17 protein-coding genes are annotated in these 21,953 nt (G+C 47.0%); 6 read left to right on the top strand and 11 right to left on the bottom strand.

The window, feature by feature from the left end:
* The first annotated feature begins 141 nt into the window (after positions 1–141).
* Positions 142–2,247: a methyl-accepting chemotaxis protein gene (locus NSQ38_RS15230; protein ID WP_339782741.1), complete on the top strand. Its 2,106-nt coding sequence runs from the start codon at positions 142–144 to the stop codon at positions 2,245–2,247.
* A gap of 229 nt (positions 2,248–2,476) precedes the next feature.
* Positions 2,477–5,572 carry a transglycosylase domain-containing protein gene (locus NSQ38_RS15225; RefSeq protein ID WP_339782739.1) on the top strand — a complete coding sequence of 1,032 codons (3,096 nt, stop codon included), beginning with the start codon at positions 2,477–2,479 and terminating at the stop codon, positions 5,570–5,572.
* Positions 5,573–5,811: 239 nt separating this feature from the next.
* On the opposite strand, the gene acsA is transcribed toward NSQ38_RS15225, so the two are convergent.
* Positions 5,812–7,536: an acetate--CoA ligase gene (acsA, locus tag NSQ38_RS15220; RefSeq protein WP_339782737.1), complete on the bottom strand. Its 1,725-nt coding sequence runs from the start codon at positions 7,534–7,536 to the stop codon at positions 5,812–5,814.
* Between the two features lie 295 nt (positions 7,537–7,831).
* Here acsA and NSQ38_RS15215 point away from each other — a divergent pair, with 295 nt between their 5' ends.
* The gene (locus NSQ38_RS15215; protein ID WP_339782735.1) at positions 7,832–8,464 is read left to right on the top strand and encodes a GNAT family N-acetyltransferase; all 633 of its coding nucleotides are present in this window, start codon (positions 7,832–7,834) and stop codon (positions 8,462–8,464) included.
* Between the two features lie 137 nt (positions 8,465–8,601).
* Here the strand turns inward: NSQ38_RS15215 and NSQ38_RS15210 are convergent, their stop codons facing one another.
* The 4 genes from NSQ38_RS15210 to NSQ38_RS15195 all read right to left on the bottom strand — a co-directional run bounded on the left by NSQ38_RS15210 (position 8,602) and on the right by NSQ38_RS15195 (position 11,407).
* Positions 8,602–9,297: a 5'-methylthioadenosine/adenosylhomocysteine nucleosidase gene (locus NSQ38_RS15210; RefSeq protein ID WP_339782733.1), complete on the bottom strand. Its 696-nt coding sequence runs from the start codon at positions 9,295–9,297 to the stop codon at positions 8,602–8,604.
* Between the two features lie 120 nt (positions 9,298–9,417).
* Positions 9,418–10,431, bottom strand: coding sequence for a catabolite control protein A (ccpA, locus tag NSQ38_RS15205; RefSeq protein WP_062835383.1), 1,014 nt, complete (start codon positions 10,429–10,431; stop codon positions 9,418–9,420).
* A 92-nt stretch (positions 10,432–10,523) separates the two neighbouring features.
* Positions 10,524–10,871, bottom strand: coding sequence for a bacillithiol system redox-active protein YtxJ (gene ytxJ, locus NSQ38_RS15200; protein ID WP_076211424.1), 348 nt, complete (start codon positions 10,869–10,871; stop codon positions 10,524–10,526).
* A 122-nt stretch (positions 10,872–10,993) separates the two neighbouring features.
* On the bottom strand, positions 10,994–11,407 hold the full coding sequence (locus tag NSQ38_RS15195; RefSeq protein ID WP_338587884.1) for a hypothetical protein: 414 nt from the start codon (positions 11,405–11,407) through the stop codon (positions 10,994–10,996).
* 276 nt (positions 11,408–11,683) lie between these two features.
* Here NSQ38_RS15195 and NSQ38_RS15190 point away from each other — a divergent pair, with 276 nt between their 5' ends.
* A complete protein-coding gene (locus tag NSQ38_RS15190) occupies positions 11,684–12,208 on the top strand; it encodes a type 1 glutamine amidotransferase domain-containing protein (protein WP_339782732.1) in 525 nt (174 codons plus the stop codon).
* A gap of 120 nt (positions 12,209–12,328) precedes the next feature.
* Here the strand turns inward: NSQ38_RS15190 and ptsP are convergent, their stop codons facing one another.
* The 4 genes from ptsP to aroA form a co-directional block, all read right to left on the bottom strand.
* A complete protein-coding gene (gene ptsP, locus NSQ38_RS15185; RefSeq protein ID WP_036674873.1) occupies positions 12,329–14,089 on the bottom strand; it encodes a phosphoenolpyruvate--protein phosphotransferase in 1,761 nt (586 codons plus the stop codon).
* The gene (locus tag NSQ38_RS15180; RefSeq protein ID WP_036674872.1) at positions 14,086–15,966 is read right to left on the bottom strand and encodes a glucose PTS transporter subunit IIA; all 1,881 of its coding nucleotides are present in this window, start codon (positions 15,964–15,966) and stop codon (positions 14,086–14,088) included. The genes ptsP and NSQ38_RS15180 overlap by 4 nt, the downstream gene beginning before the upstream one ends.
* Positions 15,967–16,162: 196 nt before the next feature.
* Positions 16,163–16,597 (bottom strand): CoA-binding protein, encoded by a 435-nt coding sequence (locus NSQ38_RS15175; RefSeq protein WP_017687409.1) that lies wholly within the window; start codon positions 16,595–16,597, stop codon positions 16,163–16,165.
* A gap of 59 nt (positions 16,598–16,656) precedes the next feature.
* The gene (gene aroA / locus NSQ38_RS15170; protein ID WP_047843705.1) at positions 16,657–17,952 is read right to left on the bottom strand and encodes a 3-phosphoshikimate 1-carboxyvinyltransferase; all 1,296 of its coding nucleotides are present in this window, start codon (positions 17,950–17,952) and stop codon (positions 16,657–16,659) included.
* Positions 17,953–18,057: 105 nt separating this feature from the next.
* Between aroA and NSQ38_RS15165 the strand changes: the two genes are divergently transcribed.
* On the top strand, positions 18,058–18,363 hold the full coding sequence (locus NSQ38_RS15165) for a rhodanese-like domain-containing protein (RefSeq protein WP_017687407.1): 306 nt from the start codon (positions 18,058–18,060) through the stop codon (positions 18,361–18,363).
* Between the two features lie 136 nt (positions 18,364–18,499).
* Here NSQ38_RS15165 and NSQ38_RS15160 read toward each other — a convergent pair whose 3' ends face one another.
* Both NSQ38_RS15160 and gndA read right to left on the bottom strand, forming a co-directional pair.
* The gene (locus NSQ38_RS15160) at positions 18,500–19,009 is read right to left on the bottom strand and encodes a shikimate kinase (RefSeq protein WP_339790349.1); all 510 of its coding nucleotides are present in this window, start codon (positions 19,007–19,009) and stop codon (positions 18,500–18,502) included.
* A 588-nt stretch (positions 19,010–19,597) separates the two neighbouring features.
* Positions 19,598–21,007: an NADP-dependent phosphogluconate dehydrogenase gene (gndA, locus tag NSQ38_RS15155; RefSeq protein WP_339790347.1), complete on the bottom strand. Its 1,410-nt coding sequence runs from the start codon at positions 21,005–21,007 to the stop codon at positions 19,598–19,600.
* 270 nt (positions 21,008–21,277) lie between these two features.
* On the opposite strand from gndA, the gene NSQ38_RS15150 reads away from it, so the two are divergent.
* The gene (locus tag NSQ38_RS15150; RefSeq protein ID WP_091028598.1) at positions 21,278–21,883 is read left to right on the top strand and encodes a suppressor of fused domain protein; all 606 of its coding nucleotides are present in this window, start codon (positions 21,278–21,280) and stop codon (positions 21,881–21,883) included.
* The last annotated feature ends 70 nt before the right edge of the window (positions 21,884–21,953 follow it).

The raw sequence follows: 21,953 nt of genomic DNA, 5'->3' as shown, positions 1-21,953 counted from the left end.
TCTCGGCGGCTGTTTTTCTATGCTTTTTTTTAATTATCTTCATTATAGGAACGTAAATAACGATATAAAATATAGACTCCCTTCAGGAGAAGCACACATCCATATATACATCACAAGAATGACATCGAGGGGGATTAAAACATGCATTTTTTTCGCAATCGCAAGCTCGCTGTTAAGCTTGGACTTTTACTCGGTATCGTATTACTCTGTTGTATTGGAGCCCTGATTGCATTTAATACCAAATCCATTTACGACAAAAGCCTCCAGTACGGCGAAACCGTTGCTGGACAGGCAGCAAACCGGGCTACGAATGAGTTTATGACTGACATTAATCAGGTTAAAAACACGTTGGACACCATGAGTACCACGTTATTGGATGCTGCTCAGAACGGATCACTCAACCGTGAAGAAATCGTCAGACTTCTTGAACAATATCTGAAAAAGGACGAGAAAGTTTTTGGCTTTTATACGGGTTGGGAACCTGATGCCTTTGATGGAAACGATGCGGAGCACATCAACAAAAAAGAATATGATGATGCTACGGGTCGATTCGTTCCATACGTTATACGCGATGGCAACTCCCTGCATTTTGAGCCAATGCCTACTTATGAGGGAAGCGGTGAAACTAGTACTTACTATCAGCAACCTAAGAAAACCAAATCCATCTATTGGTCCGAACCTGTTACCTATACGGTTGGTGGAAAAGAAACACTGCTCGTTTCGATTGTCCTCCCCCTATTAGATGAAAACAATACTTTTCTGGGCATTGTTGGGGCCGACTTTACCATTGATCGTTTTCAGCAAAATATAGCATCACTTAATCCGGATCAGGGTTATGCCATGCTTATTACTAGCGAAGGACAGATCGCTGCACACGGCTCCAAACCGGAACTGGCTAATGAAGGAGCCGTAATTCCATCTGAAATGAAGACGATCATTCAGCGTATACAATCTGGTGAGTCTCAGTTTTACGCTACAGACCCTGAAGTAGGGGAAGAACTGTTTATTGCCGAGCCCGCCAGGTTACAAGGAACGGATTCAAACTGGTACCTTGTATCGGCGCTGCCAAAGAGCCACATCCTTCAACCGTTCTATGACAGCTTGAACTGGTCCATACTGATTGCCGGACTGGCAGTACTTCTGCTTGCAGGTGTGGTTACCTACACTATCGTCTCCATTGTAAGGCAGCTGAATCAAGTTAATATCGTCGCTGGACAGCTAGCTGGCGGAGATTTGACACAAAAGTTACCTGTACGATCCAAAGATGAATTTGGCGTCATGGCGGGTCATATGAATCAGATGATGGATACACTGCGACATACCATATCAGTTATATCCGAACATGCTTTATCTGTCGGCTCCACTTCTCAACAATTGACCGCAGGTGCCGAAGAAACAGGTAAAGCAGCCGAACTGATTGCATTAACAGGAGTAGAAGTTGCAGATAAAGCAGGTAAACAGGTGCAGGAGCTGCAAGAGTCCTCCCGTTCCATGAATGAAATATCTGAAGGGATCGGAAGAATTGCAAAGGCCGCCTCCGATGTATCGGATTCATCGCGAGCTGTGGCTGAGCGAACAACGGTTGGAACCGATAAGATTCAGTCCGCCATGCGTATGGTCGATAGTGCCACCTCTTCTGTGCAGACGTCCGTGACCGCACTGGAGAATTTCCGCCAACGTTCGGAAGAGATTGGCCATATTACAGGCATGATCACGGAAGTTAGCCGTCAAACCAATCTTCTTGCCCTTAACGCTTCCATTGAAGCATCACGAGCAGGTGAACACGGGCGCGGCTTTGGTGTTGTTGCTTCCGAGATCCGTAATCTGGCTGAACAATCCAGAACATCAGCAGCGCAGATTGCAGCGTTGATTCATAGCGTTCAGCAAGAGGTCCTTTCTCTCGTTGAAAATATGGAACAGGGGAATGCCGAGGTGAGTCATATAGCGGAAGTGATTAATGAAAGTGGTGAACTCTTCCTCTCCATTTCATCACAGATTACAGATGTGAATGAGCAGATTGAGCATGTCTCAGCCATTGCGCAGCAGATGTCAGCTGGATCACAGCAGGTTGATGCCACATTAGCGCAACTCAAAACCATTGGTCATGAGACAGCAGATCATGCAACTCGTGTTGCCTCTGCCTCTGAAGAACAACTCGCATCCATGGAAGAAATTACGGCGGCATCTGCCTCTCTCGCTAATCTTACCCAGGAACTATTGGAACTGATTCAACGCTTCAAAACCTAATGTAAAAGACCTCCAATACGACAAATCATTAAGGCCACCCTATGCACCTCAGCATGGAGGTGGCCTGCTTATTTTGGCTTACAACTCATGAAATGTGCTTCAATATCGCATGATATATAGCATAATGCATGGCAGAATGGCAAATTTCGACCATTACTTGTATTTCTCAGGCATGCAAACCCGCCTTTTTATGCTATAATAAGTGCTGTTAAAAGGAGGAAGACACTGAATGGTTGATGTTAATAAGAAAAAGCCCGATGAACAGCCTGTACGCAAACGCAGCTTTGCCCGCAGACTGGGAAGTTTCGTCAAATGGATGGTTGTCCTTGGATTTATGGGGGCACTATTTGTAGGCGGTGCTTTGATGGGATACGTCAGTTCCATTGTGAAAGACGAGCCTGTCCGTTCAAGGGCCCTGATTGAACAAAAAGTCAGCGAAAACTCCATCACAGGCTTTGCTTACTTTGCCGACGGCAGTCCGATCGGTCAATTACGTACGGAAGAAGACAGGCGTCCGGTCACTACGGACCAGATCCCACAGAAGGTCATTGATGCTGTCATTTCGATTGAAGACAATCATTTTTACGAACATAAAGGTGTAGACATGAGCGGAACACTACGTGCCGTGAAACAGAAAGTGCTGAAAGAATCAGTACAAACCGGCGGTAGTACACTGACTCAGCAATTGGCACGTCGTGTGTTTTTGAATCTGGATCGCACGGAAGATCGGAAAGTGAAAGAAATTTTGCTCTCACTCCGACTCGAACGTTTCCTGACCAAAGACGAGATCATGACTGCCTATCTGAACAAAGTTCCTTTTGGTAATGGTTCCAGCGGATACAACGTTTACGGAATCAAAGCGGCCGCCAAAGGATTGTTCAATATCAACGATCTGGAAAAAATCAACATCGCTCAAGCTGCTTATCTTGCTGGATTGCCACAACTCCCCTCCTCTTACTCCGCTTTTAACGGTAAAGGTGATTTTGTAGAGGAGAATTTTGACCGCGCAATCAACCGTCAGCATCTGGTACTGCGCCGTATGCTTGAACTGGGCAAAATCAATCAGTCCGAGTATGACGAAGCTCTTGCTTTTGATATCAAAAGCTCGCTCGCTCCGAAGACCATCAAGGCTTACAACACTTATCCATATCTTATGATGGAAACGGAACGACAAGCTGCACAGATTTTGATGAAACAGTTGAATTCCGACACAGCTGAATCTACAGACAAAGCTACGGATGCAGACACACCTCAGAAGGAAAGCAGTGCATTATTAGAGGAAGCTCAGACGCAACTGCGGACAGGTGGATATCGTATATACACGACCATCAACAAAAGTATCTACAAAACGATGCGTACCATTGCGGAAGATGACAGCAATTTCTCAGCAGATGATCCTGTCAAAGGAAAAGAACAAACTGCTGCTATGCTGATTAATCACAAAACCGGTGCTATTCTAGGTATGATTGAGGGTCGGGATTTCCAGGACGAACAGATGAACTATGCAACACAGATGGTACGTCAGCCAGGTTCAACGATGAAACCTATTGCAGCTTATCTGCCAGCTCTGGATGAGGGTCTTGTCCAACCTGCTTCTATTATTGATGACTCACCGATCATTCTCAAGAATGGTCCGAGCGGCTACCACATTGCCAAGAATGCCAACAACCGGTATCAGGGACTAGTCACTGCCCGCAGAGCACTGAATTATTCTCTTAATATACCGGCTCTGAAGTTGTTTAATGAAGAAGTAGGGATCGAGAAGGCTTGGACCTTCGCCAAGAAACTGGGGATTACCACCATTCAGAAGGAAGATTATCAGGCTCAGACAGGTGTTCTCGGAGGTCTCCAATACGGTGTAACCGTTGAAGAATTAACCAGTGCCTATGGTGCGATCGCCAACAATGGTGTATATAACGATTCTTACATGATTAGCAAAATTGTAGATTCCAAAGGCAACATCGTTTATAAACACGATACTGAACCTGTCCAAGCCTTCTCGGAGCAAACAGCATACCTGATGACCGATATGCTGCGGACCGTTATTACAGAAGGAACGGCAGATAAAGTACGTGAAAATTACAAATATTCCAAGAGTGTGCCAATCGTAGGTAAAACGGGATCCACTCAAAACTACGCAGATGTCTGGTTTGAAGGTTATACACCAGATGTCACACTTGGCGTGTGGGTTGGATACAAACAGCCGGTGAATACGCTGGAAAGTAAATCACAGAGAAAACGTGCGCAGCAACTGTGGTCGAAAATCCTGAACGAAGTGATCGATACGCAAAAAGATCTGTTCGTCACGGATTCGTTCAAAAAACCATCTGGCATCGAAACGCGCACGGTGTCGGCGTACAGTGGCAAGTTGCCAACATCCATGACTGACAAATTTGTTACGGATATTTTCAACAGCAAGTTTGTTCCGAAGGATAGCGATGACGGTGTAGCCAAAGCCAGGTACATTACTTACAATGGTGTAAACTATATTCCGCGTGACGGAACACCTTCGGACATGTTGAAGGAAAAAACAGTAATCAAGCGTAAAAAACCAATCTCGGATCTCATCAAAGAATTGCAAAATGCATTCTCACGTATGAGTCGACATGAGTCACTTGCTTATTACCTTCCTGAAGATGCTGATGCAGACATGCCAACACAGATTGATCCAAGGACAGATAACGGTAAAGCTCCTGATGCACCAGGCAACGTACGCATCTCAACCTCAGGTGACAGAGCAGTCATTACATTTAATGCCACACCTGAAAATGATGTCGTCGGTTATCGTCTGTACCGTTCTGTAAACGGTGGAGGATTCCAGAACCAGGGTCAAGTTGTCCTGACTGGTGAATCCAGATCATTCTCTGCATATGCAGCGCAAGGCGGTAACTTCGCCTTCTATGTAACGGCAGTGGATGTTGCAGGCAGAGAGTCTGCTCCTAGCGCTACAGTAAATAGTGCTGGTGTAGCTCCTCCTGTGGAAGAAGAGATTAATGAGCCGATTGAAGTTCCAGGTACAGTCATTACGCCAGGAGAAACGCAGACCGACAATACAACAACGACAGCCCCAGGCACACCTGGTCAAGTCAGCGTAACTGCTCTCTCTCAAGGACTGCGTATTCAATGGGCGTCCAGTCCAAACGCAGATAGTTATGCTGTATATTACAGTGAAACAGGCTCAGCTCCTTACACCAAAATTGGAACAACAGCAGGAAATACCATGGATTATGGAGTACCCGCATCTACCAGTGGATGGTTCAAGGTATCTGCCAGTAACAGTGCGGGTGAATCCGAACCTTCTACAGCCATACATTTTCAACCCTGATTCAGGCATAGCGTTCCAAAACAAGCCGCATCCTCAGACTGTATCTGAGGGTGCGGCTTTTTATTTGTATTTACAGCATCCAAAAAGCCTGCTTCATGCCATTGGCATAAAGCAGGCTTTTACAACCGATTTTAATGGGTAGAGTCACTGTATTTGGAATCGTAGAATATTAACTTCTTCCCCACTACTCAATGTATCGGTATCGATAGCGCCACATTAATGATCCAAGCACTGTCACGTTAGTCTTCAATGGTGGATAGATCTCCTGTTGGCAGATCAAGCTCCCAGGCTTTCAGTACACGCCGCATGATCTTGCCGGAACGTGTCTTAGGCAGTTTATCCTTAAACTCAATCTCACGCGGAGCAGCGTGGGCAGACAGGCCCTCTTTGACAAAACGATAGATCTCTTCTTTCAGCTCCGGTGTCGCCTCATATCCTTCACGAAGCGCCACAAAGGCCTTGATGATCTCCCCACGTGTCACATCCGGCTTACCGATTACACCCGCCTCTGCTACCGCAGGATGCTCCACAAGCTTGCTCTCCACCTCAAAGGGGCCGATACGCTCGCCTGACGAATTAATCACATCATCAATACGTCCCTGGAACCAGAAATATCCTTCTTCATCCATATAAGCGGAGTCACCGGATACATACCAGCCCGTAAGCCTGAAATACTCCTCGTATTTCACAGGGTTATTCCAGATCTTTGCCATCATGGATGGCCAAGGTGCCCGTATGGCCAGATTACCCATACTGTACGGCGGCAATACCTGCCCGCGATCATCAATAATGGCTGCTTCGATGCCAGGCAACGGACGTCCCATGGAGCCTGGTTTGATCGGCATTCCGGGATAGTTACAGATCAGCTGTGCGCCTGTTTCCGTCATCCACCATGTATCATGAATTCGCTGACCATAGGCTTTCCATCCCCAACGAACAACCTCTGGATTGAGCGGTTCACCGACAGACATGACATGACGCAGACTGCTCAGATCAAACTGGGAGATGGTCTCTTCTCCCGCTCCCATCAGCATGCGGAAGGCCGTTGGTGCACTGTACCAGATCGTGACTTTGTTCTTCTGAATGGTGCTGTACCAATCTTGAGGACTGAAACGACCGCCACGTATCACATTAGTCACTCCGTTGAGCCATGGAGCAAAAATACCATAAGAAGTCCCTGTCACCCAACCAGGGTCAGCAGTGCACCAGTACACATCATCCTCACGTAAATCCAGAACAACCTTACCCGTATAATAGTGCTGAATCATGGCATTTTGAACATGGTACACCCCTTTGGGTTTACCCGTAGAGCCAGAGGTATAATGAATAAGCAAACCATCCTCACGATTCAGCCACTCTACTTCCATCTCATCCGAAGCGGCAGACATCTCTGCATCAAAATCGATGAGTCCTTCTTCAGTCTGCACGCCCCCACCCACAATAAATATATGTTTGAGTTCGGGCAACTCGGAACGTTTAATACGTTTCAGTAATTCTGGAGTTGTGACGAGTGCTACTGCTCCGCTATCCTCCAACCGATCCTTCACTGCTGTTTCCATAAAAGCTTCGAACAAAGGGCCCGCGATGGCTCCAGCTTTCAATATGCCCAGGAGACTAAAATACAGCTCAGGACTTCGAGGCATAAAAATAAACACCCGTTCCCCTTTGGCTATGCCATATTTGCGGAGAACGTTCCCGAACCGACTCGACTGTTCACTCAGATCAGCGAAAGTATAGGCCTCTTCACGTGAAGCATCGCTATACAATAAAGCGGTTTTTCCTCCCCTTCCTTCCAGTACATGACGATCAATCGCTTCATGCGCCATGTTTACTTTTCCGCTGGCGTGCCACGTAAAGTGCCTTTCCACCGATTCCCAATCGAACCGGCTTCTCGCCTCCGTGTAATCGCCCAGATTAGATTCAGACACAACCGTTTGCAGCATCTCACCATGTGCTTGACTCATGCTTGCCAGCCTCCTTCAACTCGACATTTCGATTCCCGTTAGGGGTCATTTCTCATTGCCTTTGTGTTGACTGAACTTCCAGTTAGCGCTTACATTAGTAGAGAGAACTTCTCATCATGTACTTGCTCGGCCAAACAGATGTTAACTATACTGTATTGAATTGTGAACATTTTTTGTCTACGCAATTATAGCAAATCTTTTCAATTGTCGTCTATGGCTTTTCAATTTTTTGGATTTTTGCTATAGCGTTCTTTTTGAACAACCTCTATAAGTAGGAGAGAGAGGAGCATGAACCATGGAACATATCAAAGAACATCATATGCGTTCCATCTTCAAGTCCGGACACCGGATTACTGTTGAAGGCCCCGTGCAGGCCGAGGAGATAACCCGTCTTGCCTTCCATCCGGATCTGGATGCCTTTCGGCGCCCAACGGAGCAGCAGGAAGCTCTCGAAGAGATCGCAGCATTACCTGAAGGGCGAATTATCATTGCACATGAAAATGAGACGATTATTGGTTATGTAACTTTTCACTATGCGGATGATTGTGAACGCTGGTCCGAGGGTAATATGACTGATCTGATTGAGCTTGGGGCAATCGAGGTTGCGGACGACTATCGCTCGCTTGGCATTGGACGTGAGATGTTGCTTACCGCTTTGGAAGATAAATACATGGAGAACTACATTATTTTCACCACAGAATATTATTGGCATTGGGATCTGAAGGGCAGCGGACTAAACGTATGGGATTATCGCAAAATGATGGAGAGGCTGATGGAAACAATCGACATGACCTGGTATGCAACAGACGACCCCGAAATCTGTTCACATCCTGCGAACTGTTTGATGGTACGTATCGGAAGTCAGGTGCCCATCACATCGGAAGAACAGTTTGATCGTGTACGCTTCCGCCATCGGTTCATGTACTAATTCAATGATCTGTTCGAAAAACGATATACATAACAAAAACCGCCTCTCGCAGCGTTGCTCCATACTTCATGGAACAGCTAATCGAAAGGCGGTTTTTCATTGATTTTGGATGGATTTTGTAACTGAAGCTTATGCCATTACATATTTTCTAACATATGCTCCACAATACGATGTGAACGCTGCGAAGATTGCACGGTAAATTCAGCAAAGTTAACATGCGCCGAACCATCTGCTTTATCTGACATCCCACGCAGGACAACAAATGGTACACGATTCATGTAACAGACCTGAGCAACTGCTGCCCCTTCCATCTCGGCACATGCACCGTCCATTTCCGTATATAACATGTTAACCGTATCTTTATTCGCAATAAATTGGTCTCCAGATAACACTTTACCGATCAGGTAATTGGCTCCCTGAGCTTTACACGCTTCTTCAGCCAATGTAATAAGCGAAGCCTCGGCAGGGAATGCAGATGTCTCTTGGTAAGGAATAACCCCGCGTTTGAACCCCAGTGGCGTTACATCCATGTCGTGCTGAATACATACAGACGATATAACCATATCTCCAATGTTCAGATCCGGGTTAACTGCACCCGCAACACCTGTGAAGATAATGCGATCAACCTGAAAACGATCAATCAAGATCTGCGTCGTAACCGCTGCATTGACTTTACCTACGCCGGATTTGCACACGACAATTTGCTTGCCCAGCCACTCGCCTGCAACGTATGTAATCCCGGTTTGTTTGACCGTCTCAAGCTGCTTCATACCCGCCAGCAAAAGCTCGACTTCCTCATCCATCGCTCCGATAATCCCAATCGTTTCACGCATCTTCTGCTACCTCCTATTTTCACTTTTAACCTCATTCAGCACAAAAGCTCCGTCTCCGGAGCTTTCGCATATCCACTATGTAGAGAGAATGGCTTCTCCCTTTCCTGTATAAAATCCCGATTAAACTACATCCGCGTGACTTACAGACAGACGAAGAATCGTTTCATGCGGCAAAATAACCCGTGGGTTTTCCACATTTTCCTTTTTCATCAACTTGGTCAGCAAACGCATCGCTACTGCGCCAAGGTCGTACATTGGCTGAGCCACTGTTGTCAACTGAGGACGCACCATGGAAGCCATACGGATGTTATCCACACTAATAATGGAGAAATCATCCGGTACTTTCAGACCTTCATCCTGAATACTGTGAATGGCACCAATCGCCATTTCATCTGTTGCAGCAAAGATCGCCGACGGTTTCTTCTTTAGTCCGAGGAAATATTTCATCGCTTCCACACCGGATTCATAACGATAGTTACCGATACGTACCAGATCCTCCTGGTATTCCATGCCTGCTGCTTCCAGTGCTTTCTTGTAACCTTGGAAACGTGCATATCCATTTGCAGGATCTTGCAATGTACCACTGATCATTGCAATTTCCTTGTGTCCATGACGAATCAGGGTGTTTACCGCGTCAAACGCAGCCGCCTCATGGTCAATATCCACCGAAGGGAATGTACCCTTCTCATCACTCGTTGCACAAAGTACGATCGGCACAGCCGCAGACTGGAACGCCTGAATGTGCTCGTCCGTTACTGTTCCGCCCATGAAGAGCAGTCCGTCTACTTGCTTTTCGAGCAACGTGTTAATAACACGAATTTCTTTTTCTTTCTTCTTGTCTGCATTACACAAAATAATATTATAGTGATACATATTCGCAATATCTTCAATTCCGCGGGCAATCTCCGCGAAGGTTGAGTTCGAAATATCTGGAATAACGACCCCGACCGTGGTTGTCTTCTTGCTTGCCAGACCTCTTGCTACCGCGTTCGGACGATATCCCAACCGTTCGATGGCTTCATATACTTTTTTCCGCGTTTGCGGTTTGACATTAGGGTTATTATTAACTACCCGTGATACCGTTGCCATAGACACTCCAGCTTCACGTGCCACATCATAAATGGTTACCGTCACAGTACTTCTCTCCATTACCAGTAAATTTTCATACCATTTTCATTAAGATTTATATTACGACAAATTTTTGCATTAATCAATTAAAATAGGCTTTAGGACTCACTCAAAACATTCGTAAGTGTGGTTCTAGTAATATCTGAATGGGAAGTATGCCATACAGGAATTCCCTTTTTGATCAGGATCGCCTGTGGAGATTCGTGCTTAACACCCAGCTTATCTGCTACTTCATTGGATACCGGGCGATCTTCCACAACATAGATGATGCCATATTTCACTTGTTCATTGGCATTGTTAAGCAAATAATCGTTCATCTCCTGATAAGCGTTCGAGCTGATCGGACAGCGCGTGCTATGCTTAAACAGAAGCAAGGGTTGATCCTTGGTAGCCTCCAATGCGGAGTTTAGCTGTTCAATACTTGTCATTTTAGTCATGTCAGCCATTAGATATACATCCCCCTTTACCAGGAATACCGCTATGTTGAGCGTTTTCACTCTTCGATATCTTAACAAAAAGTGCGCGAAAAAGCCAATTTTCATGAAAACAAGCATTTTACACGTCAAAATTAGACAGCATTTGAGAAGTATTCCTGCCACACAAATCCGGATAATTGACTTAATCTGCGCTCCGTGGTCTCAATCCACGCTGTATCACCAGACTTCGTTGCGTAACCCATAATGTCCAGCAGCAGATTGATACGTTCCTCCACTGCTTGCTGCATTCGATATTCCATCTCCCGATCGGTCGCATCCGGCCAGGCCAGCAGTAGCTCATGAAACAGGTCTGCCAGTTCATTACGTTCACCAAAAGATACGTCTTGCTTCACGGGTTGTTCACCCAATGTGCTTATGCATTCTGTTAAGTCCGGCTTGACCGGCGGAAGCACTTCGTATGATACACAGTCTGTACACGCAAATACGGGTACGTTTCGAATCTCCACTTTTTTGGCGTATACCACTGTTCTTAATTCCAACTCCATTACATGTCCACATCTGCACGACTTGCGCACAACCATCACCTCATTCGTTCTATACTCTATATAAGTACCATTCGACCTATTTCGGCTCAAATCCTGCTATAAACGAAAGGTTGCACAAATTACCACTCCCTCCAGATGAAGGTTGTCGAATGCAGGCAGTTACTGACTTGTAATCGCTTCCTCCAAACTGAATATGCACTTCCATGAAGTCCCTTGGAGAATCTGTTACAATTAAAGACGCAACAGACCTAATCACCGCAAAAAGGAGAGATGGACATGAGATTAACCGGTAAAAAAGTCATCGCTCTGGTCGATGAAGAATTCGAGGATTTAGAATTGTGGTACCCTGTACATCGGGTTCGTGAAGAAGGTGCAGAAGTGCATCTTGCCGGAGAGAAAAAAGGAAAAACCTATATTGGCAAATACGGTGTGCCTGCTGAAGCCGAATACAGTTTCGATGAACTCGACAGTTCAGATTACGATGGCATTCTTGTGCCAGGCGGCTGGGCGCCAGACAAGCTGCGTCGTTATCCCAAAGTACTGGAGCTTGTGAAGGAAATGAATGCAGACCGGAAACCGATTGGACAGATCTGTCATGCGGGCTGGGTGCTGATTTCTGCCAAAATTCTGGACGGGGTTACAGTTACCTCTACACCAGGCATTCGGGATGACATGGAAAATGCAGGTGCGATCTGGAAAGATGAAGCCGTTGTTGTTGATGGACATATCATCTCAGCACGTCGTCCGCCTGACCTTCCACCTTATGGCAAGGCATTCTGTGATGCACTCGCTGACATGTAAAAATAACCCCATTGTGCTCTCATGCACAGTGGGGTTATTTTATATAACAAGTTTTTCAATAAATAATTATCACAAATGTAAATATATTAACTTAAAGGTATTTATATCCAGTTTCCCTAATCACGATGCGTTCGAACCACTTTGTTCATCCGGACTTCCCGTGGAGTCATTAAAAACTTGCAGTCGCTCCTCAATATCTCCGCTGGTCCGTAAGGCGAAGCACTTTCGTGCTTCTTCTTTGGCGGTCGATGCTGTTGTGTTCAGCACTCTGTGCTTCACACGTAACAGGGATTGTGGAGACATGCTCAAGTGGCGAATGCCAAGCTCCAACCAAAGCGGAATGGCACGTTCGTCCCCTGCCATCTCTCCGCACACACTGACATCAATTCCAGCCGTATGAGCCGCATCTGCTGTTGCACGAAGCATCCTCAGAACAGCTGGATGATAGGGGTGATACATATGAGCGATCTGCTCATTCATTCGATCTACTGCCAGTACATATTGAACCAGGTCGTTCGTACCAATACTGAAGAAATCAGCTTCCTCTGCGAGCAGGTCAGCAATCATCACCGCTGCAGGAACTTCGATCATAATTCCCACCTGAATGTGAGGGTCGTATGATAATCCCCGCTCGTCCAGATCAGACATCGCCTCACGGAGAATCTCATTGGCCTGCTGAAGTTCTTCCACCGAAGAGATCATAGGGTACATAATTTTGACATTTCCGGCCGCACTGGCACGCAAGATGGCTGTAAGCTGTGTTTTGAACAGATCCTTGCGGTCCAAACTAATCCGAATAGCACGATACCCCAGAAACGGATTGTCTTCCTCCGGCAATTCAAAGTAATCGAGTTGCTTGTCACCACCGATATCCAGTGTACGAATAACAACGGATTGTCCTGCTGTTTTCTCTGCCACAAGACGGTACACCTCATACTGTTCTTGCTCACCAGGGAAAGTAGCACGGTCCATATACAAAAACTCTGTTCGGAACAAGCCCACACCTTTGGCTCCTTGTTTCAAAGCAAGGTCCAATTCCTTCACCGAACTGATATTGGAAGCCAAGTGCAGAACGGCCCCATCTTTGGTTACAGCATCCACGGTAGCAAGGACTTGAAGTTGTTCCTTTTTCTTCAGTTGTTTGCTGCGAAGCATGGTATACCGTTCAATCGTCTTGCGATCCGGGTCCGTAAATACCAAGCCATTGTCACCATCCACCACAAGCATATCCCCTGTCTCTACCGGCATGCCAAGACTCGCTTCCAGACCGGAAACGAGAGGAATGCCAAGGGCACGAGCCATAATCGCAGAATGTGATGTTTTCCCGCCAATCAAGGTTACAATGCCCAGTACATGGGTGGGATTCAGATGCGCCAGTTGAGATGGCGACAGTTCTTTGGCAACGAGTACATACGGCTGGGTATCCGAAGGAAGTGTAATCTCCGGTGCACCGAGCAAATGCTTGAGCAGACGGTTACCCACATCCTTGATGTCAATAGCCCGCTCCTTCATATACTCGTCTTCCAGCAAGTCAAACATCGTGACAAAATGGTCTATGGCTTCTTTGACCGCCACTTCTGCTGCCTTATATTGACGCTCAATAATACCGCGAATTTCATTCATGAATACCGGATCTTCCAGGATTGCCAGATGCGCATCAAAGATACTGGACTCCTCTGGACCAACAACTTCCTTGAACTCATTTTTGATATATTCGATCTCATCCTTTGATGTCCGTATGCCCTCATACAGCCGTTCGAACTCTTGGGCAAGATCCACCGAATCCATCTTCTGATCCGGCAGATCCCATTCCCAACTGGGCAGGACAAATGCTTTGCCGATGGCTATGCCTGCAGCTCCGTTGATGCCTTGTATCTTCATTCTACCCCTCCAACGTTCCTGTCATAGAGCACCACGGACATAACGGATGCCTGACCTTTCTTAACTTGCTTAAATGGAGCAAAACTCCATGATTTTACACGATCCGGATTCGTAATTACCATTGGTGTTGTTAGTGACGCCGCTTGCTCGCGGAGTACTGCCAGATCAAACTTGATCAACAACTGCCCTGGCTCCACCGTATCGCCCTCCTGAACAAAAGCTTCAAAATGGCCTTTCAACTGAGAGGTATCGATGCCGATATGCAGTAACACTTCAAGCCCCTCACGGGTAGAAATACCCAAGGCATGCATGGTCGGGTACAAGTGCATAATCGTTCCGTACACGGGTGAGACCAGCTCTCCCTTTTCCGGAACAAAGGCTACACCATCACCGACAAGTTTGGCTGCAAAGATCTGATCCGGCACCTCTTCAATCGGGAGCATTTTGCCCTGAACGGGGGCACAGAACAGCACCTGTTGCAGATCTCTTTCCAGCAGCTTCGCGATTTCTTCCCGAATCAATTCCGAGTAGGTCCCGAATACCACCTGTACGTTACCGCCACCCAGCTTGATCAGTCCAGCGGACCCCATACTCTTCATGGCACCCGTGTCGATCAAGCGGTCATCATGCACAGTCAGGCGAAGACGTGTAATACAAGCTTCAACCTGTACAATGTTACTCTTCCCACCCAATGCTTCGAGGATCAAAGGTGCCTGATAAGGAATGTTACCTACCCAATCTTCCAGCATAGAGCCCTCTTCACGTCCTGGTGTTGGAATCTTGAACGTACGAATCGCCCATCGGAACAGGAAGTAGTAAACCAGCCCATATAGTATGCCAATCGGAATGAGCTTCCAAGCATTCTCCGATAGATGGAAATTGAGTATGTAATCAATAATTCCCGCGGAGTAAGAAAATCCATGCCGGATATCAAGCCAGTAACTAATCCACATGGCAACGCCGGACATCACTGCATGCACGATGAACAGATAAGGTGCCGCGAACAAAAAAGCAAACTCAATCTGTTCCGATACCCCGGTTAGAAAACAAACGAGTGCCGATGTCAGAAAAGTTTTCTTGATTTTTGGTTTCAGATCTTCCCTGGCTTCCTGAATAATAGCAAAAGCTATTGCCGGAATGGCAAACATCATGATGGGAAACAAACCTGCCATAAAGAATCCTGCTGTTGGATCACCTGCAAAAAATCGGGGCAAATCCCCTTGCACAATGTTACCATCAGGCGTTTCAAACGTCCCTAACTGGAACCAAAACACATTGTTAAGCAGGTGATGAAGCCCAAAAGCAACCAGCACCCTGTATAACACTCCGTAGATGAACAGTCCAAAACCCCCGAGACTGTATTCCCAGGTAGCAATGCCGTTCAATCCATGCTGTAGGATCGGAGCGAGCCATAACATAAAACAGGAGAACAATGCCGAACAGAGTCCGACGATGAGCAAAACAAACCTTGAACCTCCAAAAAATTGTAAAATTTCAGGCAGTTTAATGCTTTTAAACCGATTATGCATCCCACCGGCAAGCGCGCCGAGTATGATTCCGATTAAGGAAGCGGGCTGAACGGTGCCATCCCCAAAGTTCCGGGTTACCTGATCATATATCACGATACCAGCCAGAGCAGCAAGTCCCGCTTGTCCGGCCTGGTTGGAGAGTCCCAGTGCTACACCGACAGCGAACAAATACGGTAAGAAATAAAAAATACCGTGTCCGGCCACGGTAGACACTTCACCGACAATATCCAATCCCCAGGCGTCCCAAGGCAGACTGCCAACACTGAGCAAAATTGCGGCGGCGGGCAGGACCATTGTAGGCAGCATTACCGCTCGTCCGAGCTGCTGCAAGGATCCGAGCCAATTCATGGCGACCTCTCCTTTCTATCCTAGATGGTAAGCTTTACGCAACGTTTTGTCAAAGCAAAACAGTAACCAATTGGTAATTAATAACGGCAAAATAGAGCAGAAAAAATCCCGTCAACTTCAAGTTAACGGGATTCATCCTATAATCATTCAATTGGTTCAGATCAGGAGATCATTCGATCACAGGTGAACGAGCCTCTCAGCCGCGTCCAGCGCCGCGCAGAACGATGGAATCCTCTACCTTGATACAACGATTCGTTACCGCTGTCATGCCGTTCTCTGCAGCAATCTGGACCGCTTCATCACTATGGATGCCAAGCTGCAGCCACAGCACATTGGCTTTGATGGCAGCGGCGTCACGAGCGACATCCGCGCAAAACTCTTCGCGACGAAACACATTGACAATATCTACCGGCTCTGGAATATCCGCGAGTGTGGCATATACCGTCTCGCCAAGGATTTCACCTTGCACCTGTGGATTAACCGGGATGATGCGATAACCTCTGCTCTGCATGGCTTCGGCCACCATATAGGAAGTACGATCTGATTTGTCTGATAAGCCGACGACTGCGATGTTGCCTGCCTTACGCAAAAGTTGTCCAATTTCTTCACGAGTAGGGTTGTTAAATTCCATGTTCAAGCACCATCCTTTTCTGATTAAAGTGCGTGTTCAAAAAACAGGTTTTCAGTTATTTACTCTTTTACCCATTGAACCGAGGCGCCAAGCGCCTGCAAATGATCGAAATATTGCGGATAAGACTTGGCTACATGGTGTGCATCCCGAATACGAAGCGGCTCCTTGGAACGCAGACCAACGACAGTCAGTGCCATAATTACGCGATGATCGTAGTGAGCGTTAATCTCAACGCCGCCTTCAACGCCTTCTGGACGTCCGTGTACGATAATCTCAGCTTGACGCTCTTCAACGTTCGCTCCTGCCTTCCGCAGTTCGTTCAAGTAGTCGGTGATTCGGTCACATTCCTTGTAACGCAGGTTCTCTACATTATAGAACCGTGACGTGCCTTCCGCAAACACAGCTGCGGCTACCATAGCCAAAACGGCGTCCGTCGCGGCATCCCCGTCGAATTCGATCGCTTTCAGTCTGCCATTACCTTGAACGTGTACAACATCGTTCTCATGTGTCAAGGGCACTTCCATCATGCGCAGCACGTCAACGATGGCACGTTCACCTTGCTTGCTCTGCTCCATCAGGCGCAGAATTTTCACATCAGACTGTGTAACCGCTGCGGCGGCAAGAACGGCTGCCGAGCCCGGGTAGTCCCCTTGAACCGTGTAGGTCGTTGGCTGGTAAGCCTGTCCACCTGGTACACGGAAGGACATGTAATCATCACTTGCATGGATAACGATGCCTGCCTGCTCCAGCACTTCCAGGGTCTGTCCGATAACAACCTTGGACTTCAGGTCATTCAGTACTTCGATGGTGCTGTCTTCTGCAAGCAACGGCGTAACAAACAACAATGCACTCAGATATTGGGAGCTGACGGAGCCGGATACACGAATGTGTCCACCCTTGGCATTGCCACCCTTAATTGTAATCGGCAGGCGTCCTTGTTCGTGTTGTACATCTACACCCAATTGGCCAAGCGCATCGATCAGGTCATCATGAGGGCGTTTGCCTAGCGAATCAGGGTACGTGTTCACAAATGTAACGTCAGGGCAGAGCGCTGTAACGCCCATCAGGAAACGAAGTACAGCACCCGCATTCCCGACATTCAATTCACGCACATCACGGGGATGACTACCAAAGCCCTGGATCACAATCTTGCTGTCGTCTTCTTCAAGTACTGCCCCCAGATCACGAATACATCTGCGCATGGCGTCACTGTCTTCACTGTGTGCCGGGAAATGAATGGTACTTGTGCCTTCTGCCAGCGCAGCAGCAAGCAAATAGCGAGTCGTGTAGTTTTTGGAGGACAGAGCCCCGATTTCCCCGTTCAGCGTGGGGGTTGGTTTAACAATAACGTCCATGGATGAAATTCTCCTTCATTGATTATATTGTGGCCAAATTGACATTCCGTGCATCGCTTGGGTATCATTATAGCGTTAAGTCCATACAGAAAAGAGGACCTGAATATGACACAAATAGCTGAAATTGAAACGTCTGAGCTGCGCCGCCGTTTACAGGCGGGAGAGAAGCTGCAGATGATAGACGTCCGCGAGGACGATGAAGTCGCGCAAGGCATGATTGAAGGAGCCAAGCATATTCCGCTTGGACAGATTCCGGACCGACTGTCTGAGATTGAGAAATCAGGCGAGATCGTGATCATCTGTCGTAGCGGTTACCGCAGTGAGCGTGCATGTGAATATCTGCAGCAACTGGGATATGAAGGCTGTACAAACATGGTCGGCGGTATGCTTCAGTGGCAACAGGAAGACTAGAGAAACCCGGAGAGAAGCGAAGTCATTTGTAACCTTGTGACTTCTGCTCTGCTCCACTCCCAGAAACGGGCCTATATGGCCCGTTTTGTTATATCTGCCACCACCTATCAACCATCAAACTTCGATGATAACAAGCTTAGACGCGGTAATGCGCTAAAATTAAACGAGTCACTTCAGCAGCGGATAACTCGGTTGTATCCACCGTATAATGTGCGAACCGGTATGCGTCTTTCCGTTCTTCCATAATTGCCCGAATGCGTTCCTCTGCATTGCCTGCGAGGAGCGGACGATTGTCACAGCCACTAACACGCTCTACAATCACTGCAGGATCAGCAGTCAAGGCAACAACCCAACCATTCTTCAACATCACGTCACAATTATCCGAACGCAGCACCACGCCACCTCCGGTCGCTATGACCTGTGACTTCTTCTCCAGCACCGAGCACAACATGCGGCTCTCGGCATCACGGAAATACGTCTCTCCCTTGCCAGTGAACAGTTCCGGAATCGTACAGCCTTCCTCTTTTTCCACCGCGGCATCTACATCAATCAATCGATAACCAAGCTCGCGTGCAAGCATGTCAGCGATGGTTGATTTGCCGGTTCCCATCATACCAATGAGAATAATATTGTTAGACTTGCTCAAGGTGTACACTCCTTTAATTCAAGCAATTCGTGAGCACTTTTGTCCTATCATAACACAGCCCTGCGGACTGGGAAAGACCATCTCCTTCACCGACTTCCTTTCGACCATCCGCAACCTTCCAAGACAGATTAAGTAACTCCCGGCATCTAATCATACGTCAGATCACCTCAAGCATTTGAGCCCCAAACGTCGCAATCAGTAACCAACTAGTAACCTAACGAACTCCAATGAGCTTATTTACGGAAAAAAGGCGCTGTTAAACTTCTAACGAATCGGAGTAAACTTATTTCAAAAATTCACCGTCAAAACAGCGAAATTTCGCTGCAAATTATTGAAATAGGGCCATCTGAGTTCGTTAAAAAATAGAACCGGCTCATTTTGCCAAAATAGCGTGTCTCATGTTCATTAGGTCTAGAATCAGCTACATATCTTCTCCATCAACACTATTACTGTATAACAAAGTAAAAAAAGAGGCCTGACGTTAACCGGCAATCACCGGAACGCCAAACCTCTTTTGAACCTATTAGCAGGCCAAACCTCCTGCTTAAGGGCACTTTGACCAAATCTAATAGACTTGTATATGTGGTACTACTCCATCCAGTTGTGGTGGAAGCTGCCTTCTTTGTCCACACGTTTGAACGTGTGAGCACCGAAGTAGTCACGTTGAGCTTGCAGCAAGTTTGCTGGCAAACGCTCTGTACGGTAGCTGTCGTAGTAAGACAGTGCGCTGGAGAAGCCAGGTACCGGAACACCTTGTTTTACAGCAGCCGCTACAACTTCACGCCATGCGCCTTGATAAGACTCAACGATGTTTTGGAAGTAAGGATCCAGGAGCAAGTTTTTCAGCGCTGCGTCCTTATCATAAGCTTCCTTGATGTTTTGCAGGAACTGCGAACGGATGATGCAGCCACCGCGGAAGATCATGGCAATGTTGCCGTATTTCAGATCCCAGCCATACTCGTCGGAAGCTGCACGCATTTGTGCAAATCCTTGTGCGTAGGATACGATTTTACTTGCAAAGAGGGCTTTACGCACGCTCTCGATGAACGCTTTTTTGTCGCCGGAGAACGCTTCAGTTGCTGGTCCACTCAGGATTTTGCTAGCTGCTACACGCTCGTCCTTCATGGCAGACAGGAAACGGGAGAATACGGATTCTGTAATCATGGACAATGGAACGCCGAGATCCAGCGCACTTTGGCTTGTCCATTTACCTGTTCCTTTTTGTCCAGCTGCATCCAGAATGACATCAACCATTGGTTTGCCCGTTTCCGGATCGTATTTGGAGAAGATATCTGCAGTGATTTCGATCAGGTAACTATCCAGCTCTCCTTGATTCCATTCCGTAAAGATCGCATGAAGCTCTTCAACGGAAACATTCAATACGGATTTGAGCAAGTGATAAGCTTCACCAATCAACTGCATGTCTCCGTACTCGATACCGTTATGCACCATTTTCACATAGTGTCCGGCACCATCAGGGCCAATATATGTACAACATGGATCGTCACCGACTTTGGCCGAGATCGCCGTCAGAATCGGTTCAACCAGTTTATAAGCACTTTCCTGTCCACCTGGCATGATGGAAGGGCCTTTCAGTGCGCCTTCTTCACCACCGGATACACCTGTACCGATGAAACGAATGCCTTTGTCTTCCAACTCTTTGCTGCGACGTTGCGTGTCAGGGAAGTATGCGTTCCCTCCATCGATGATGATGTCGCCTTCATCCAGGTGAGGAAGCAGTTGTTCAATGGTAGCGTCGGTCGCTTTGCCGGCTTGTACCATGATCAAAATTTTGCGCGGGGATTCCAGGGATGCTACGAACTCTTCAATGGAGAATGAGCCTGTCAGGTTTTTACCTTCAGCTTCTTTCAGAAGATCATTGGTTTTCTCCGGGGAACGGTTAAATACCGATACTGAGAAACCTTTGCTTTCAATGTTAAGGGCCAAATTTTTGCCCATGACAGCCAGGCCAATTACGCCAATTTGTTGTTTTGTCATCTGGTCCTCCATCCTTTGCTCCAATTAATTTTATTGAAATAAATTCTCAACAATACTCCCATTTTAACGGTTTTATGTATAGAAGTGAACCCCGTGGCACAGCTACGCAACGAGAAAACACTCCAATCTGCTGAGGTGTTCATCGTATTTTCATAAATAGAACCGTGAAGACAATACATCATGCCAGAGAAATCCAATTAATCCAATATTGTATTGTACAATGTTATAATTATATCCAATGAAGTTCGAACAAAAAGGAGGAGTGTACATATGGCGTTAGAGCAGTTCTCAAAAGAGGAACGGTTTTCCCTGGATATTCGAAGAACATTTCTTCTGGGGGCGTATATGAATGAATGGGGGGTGCCAGAGCTCAGGATCATTCTTTCGAAGCCAGAAAGAAACATTCATGTAGAAATCTATTATTTTCCTGCCACAAGTCAATCTGGCATCGCAAGATTCGTGACGGTAGGGTTGTCTCAGGCAACGCGGCCCTCAGGAGAGCTTGTAGCTGCTGAATGGATGCTTGCGCTGCAACCGGATCTTGGCGGAGAAGAGGTGGAGCGTGTCAACACCTACCTGGTCGATCTGATCTCCCATCACATCGAAAATGTGCCGGATTCAACGGTTCCCCGTGTGATGGAATCAAGCGAATTAGCACCAGCCCGATGGAATGCGACTGCCTTTCTCATTGATGAATTGCGGGGAGAAAAAGAATCCCTTGAACAGATTCAAGTGGGTCATGAAACGATAGCATTACTGTGGGCAGTACCCATCACTTCTTTTGAAGCCAACCTATTGCTCACCAAAGGATTGGATGAATTTGATGCCTGGATTGAAAGCTCGCAATATTCCATCATCAACCCCTGTCGTCCGTGATGCCCGTTAGGCACAAAAATAGAGCCCTGGCTTCCGCCGGGGCTTTGGTATAGATGACTTTCAAAAGAAA

This window comes from Paenibacillus sp. FSL R7-0313 (assembly GCF_037969885.1).
Lineage (GTDB): Bacteria > Bacillota > Bacilli > Paenibacillales > Paenibacillaceae > Paenibacillus.
Note: the sequence above shows the minus strand (reverse complement) of the source record. Positions and strands in the feature narration are given on the sequence as shown.

Bases quoted from the DNA above. Each gene is read 5' to 3' on its own strand.
- NSQ38_RS15230 (WP_339782741.1), top strand. From the start codon at position 142: ATGCATTTTTTTCGCAATCGCAAGCTCGCTGTTAAGCTTGGACTTTTA.
- NSQ38_RS15225 (WP_339782739.1), top strand. From the start codon at position 2,477: ATGGTTGATGTTAATAAGAAAAAGCCCGATGAACAGCCTGTACGCAAA.
- acsA (WP_339782737.1), bottom strand. From the start codon at position 7,536: ATGAGTCAAGCACATGGTGAGATGCTGCAAACGGTTGTGTCTGAATCT.
- NSQ38_RS15215 (WP_339782735.1), top strand. From the start codon at position 7,832: ATGGAACATATCAAAGAACATCATATGCGTTCCATCTTCAAGTCCGGA.
- NSQ38_RS15210 (WP_339782733.1), bottom strand. From the start codon at position 9,297: ATGCGTGAAACGATTGGGATTATCGGAGCGATGGATGAGGAAGTCGAG.
- ytxJ (WP_076211424.1), bottom strand. From the start codon at position 10,871: ATGGCTGACATGACTAAAATGACAAGTATTGAACAGCTAAACTCCGCA.
- NSQ38_RS15195 (WP_338587884.1), bottom strand. From the start codon at position 11,407: ATGGAGTTGGAATTAAGAACAGTGGTATACGCCAAAAAAGTGGAGATT.
- NSQ38_RS15190 (WP_339782732.1), top strand. From the start codon at position 11,684: ATGAGATTAACCGGTAAAAAAGTCATCGCTCTGGTCGATGAAGAATTC.
- ptsP (WP_036674873.1), bottom strand. From the start codon at position 14,089: ATGAAGATACAAGGCATCAACGGAGCTGCAGGCATAGCCATCGGCAAA.
- NSQ38_RS15180 (WP_036674872.1), bottom strand. From the start codon at position 15,966: ATGAATTGGCTCGGATCCTTGCAGCAGCTCGGACGAGCGGTAATGCTG.
- NSQ38_RS15175 (WP_017687409.1), bottom strand. From the start codon at position 16,597: ATGGAATTTAACAACCCTACTCGTGAAGAAATTGGACAACTTTTGCGT.
- aroA (WP_047843705.1), bottom strand. From the start codon at position 17,952: ATGGACGTTATTGTTAAACCAACCCCCACGCTGAACGGGGAAATCGGG.
- NSQ38_RS15165 (WP_017687407.1), top strand. From the start codon at position 18,058: ATGACACAAATAGCTGAAATTGAAACGTCTGAGCTGCGCCGCCGTTTA.
- gndA (WP_339790347.1), bottom strand. From the start codon at position 21,007: ATGACAAAACAACAAATTGGCGTAATTGGCCTGGCTGTCATGGGCAAA.
- NSQ38_RS15150 (WP_091028598.1), top strand. From the start codon at position 21,278: ATGGCGTTAGAGCAGTTCTCAAAAGAGGAACGGTTTTCCCTGGATATT.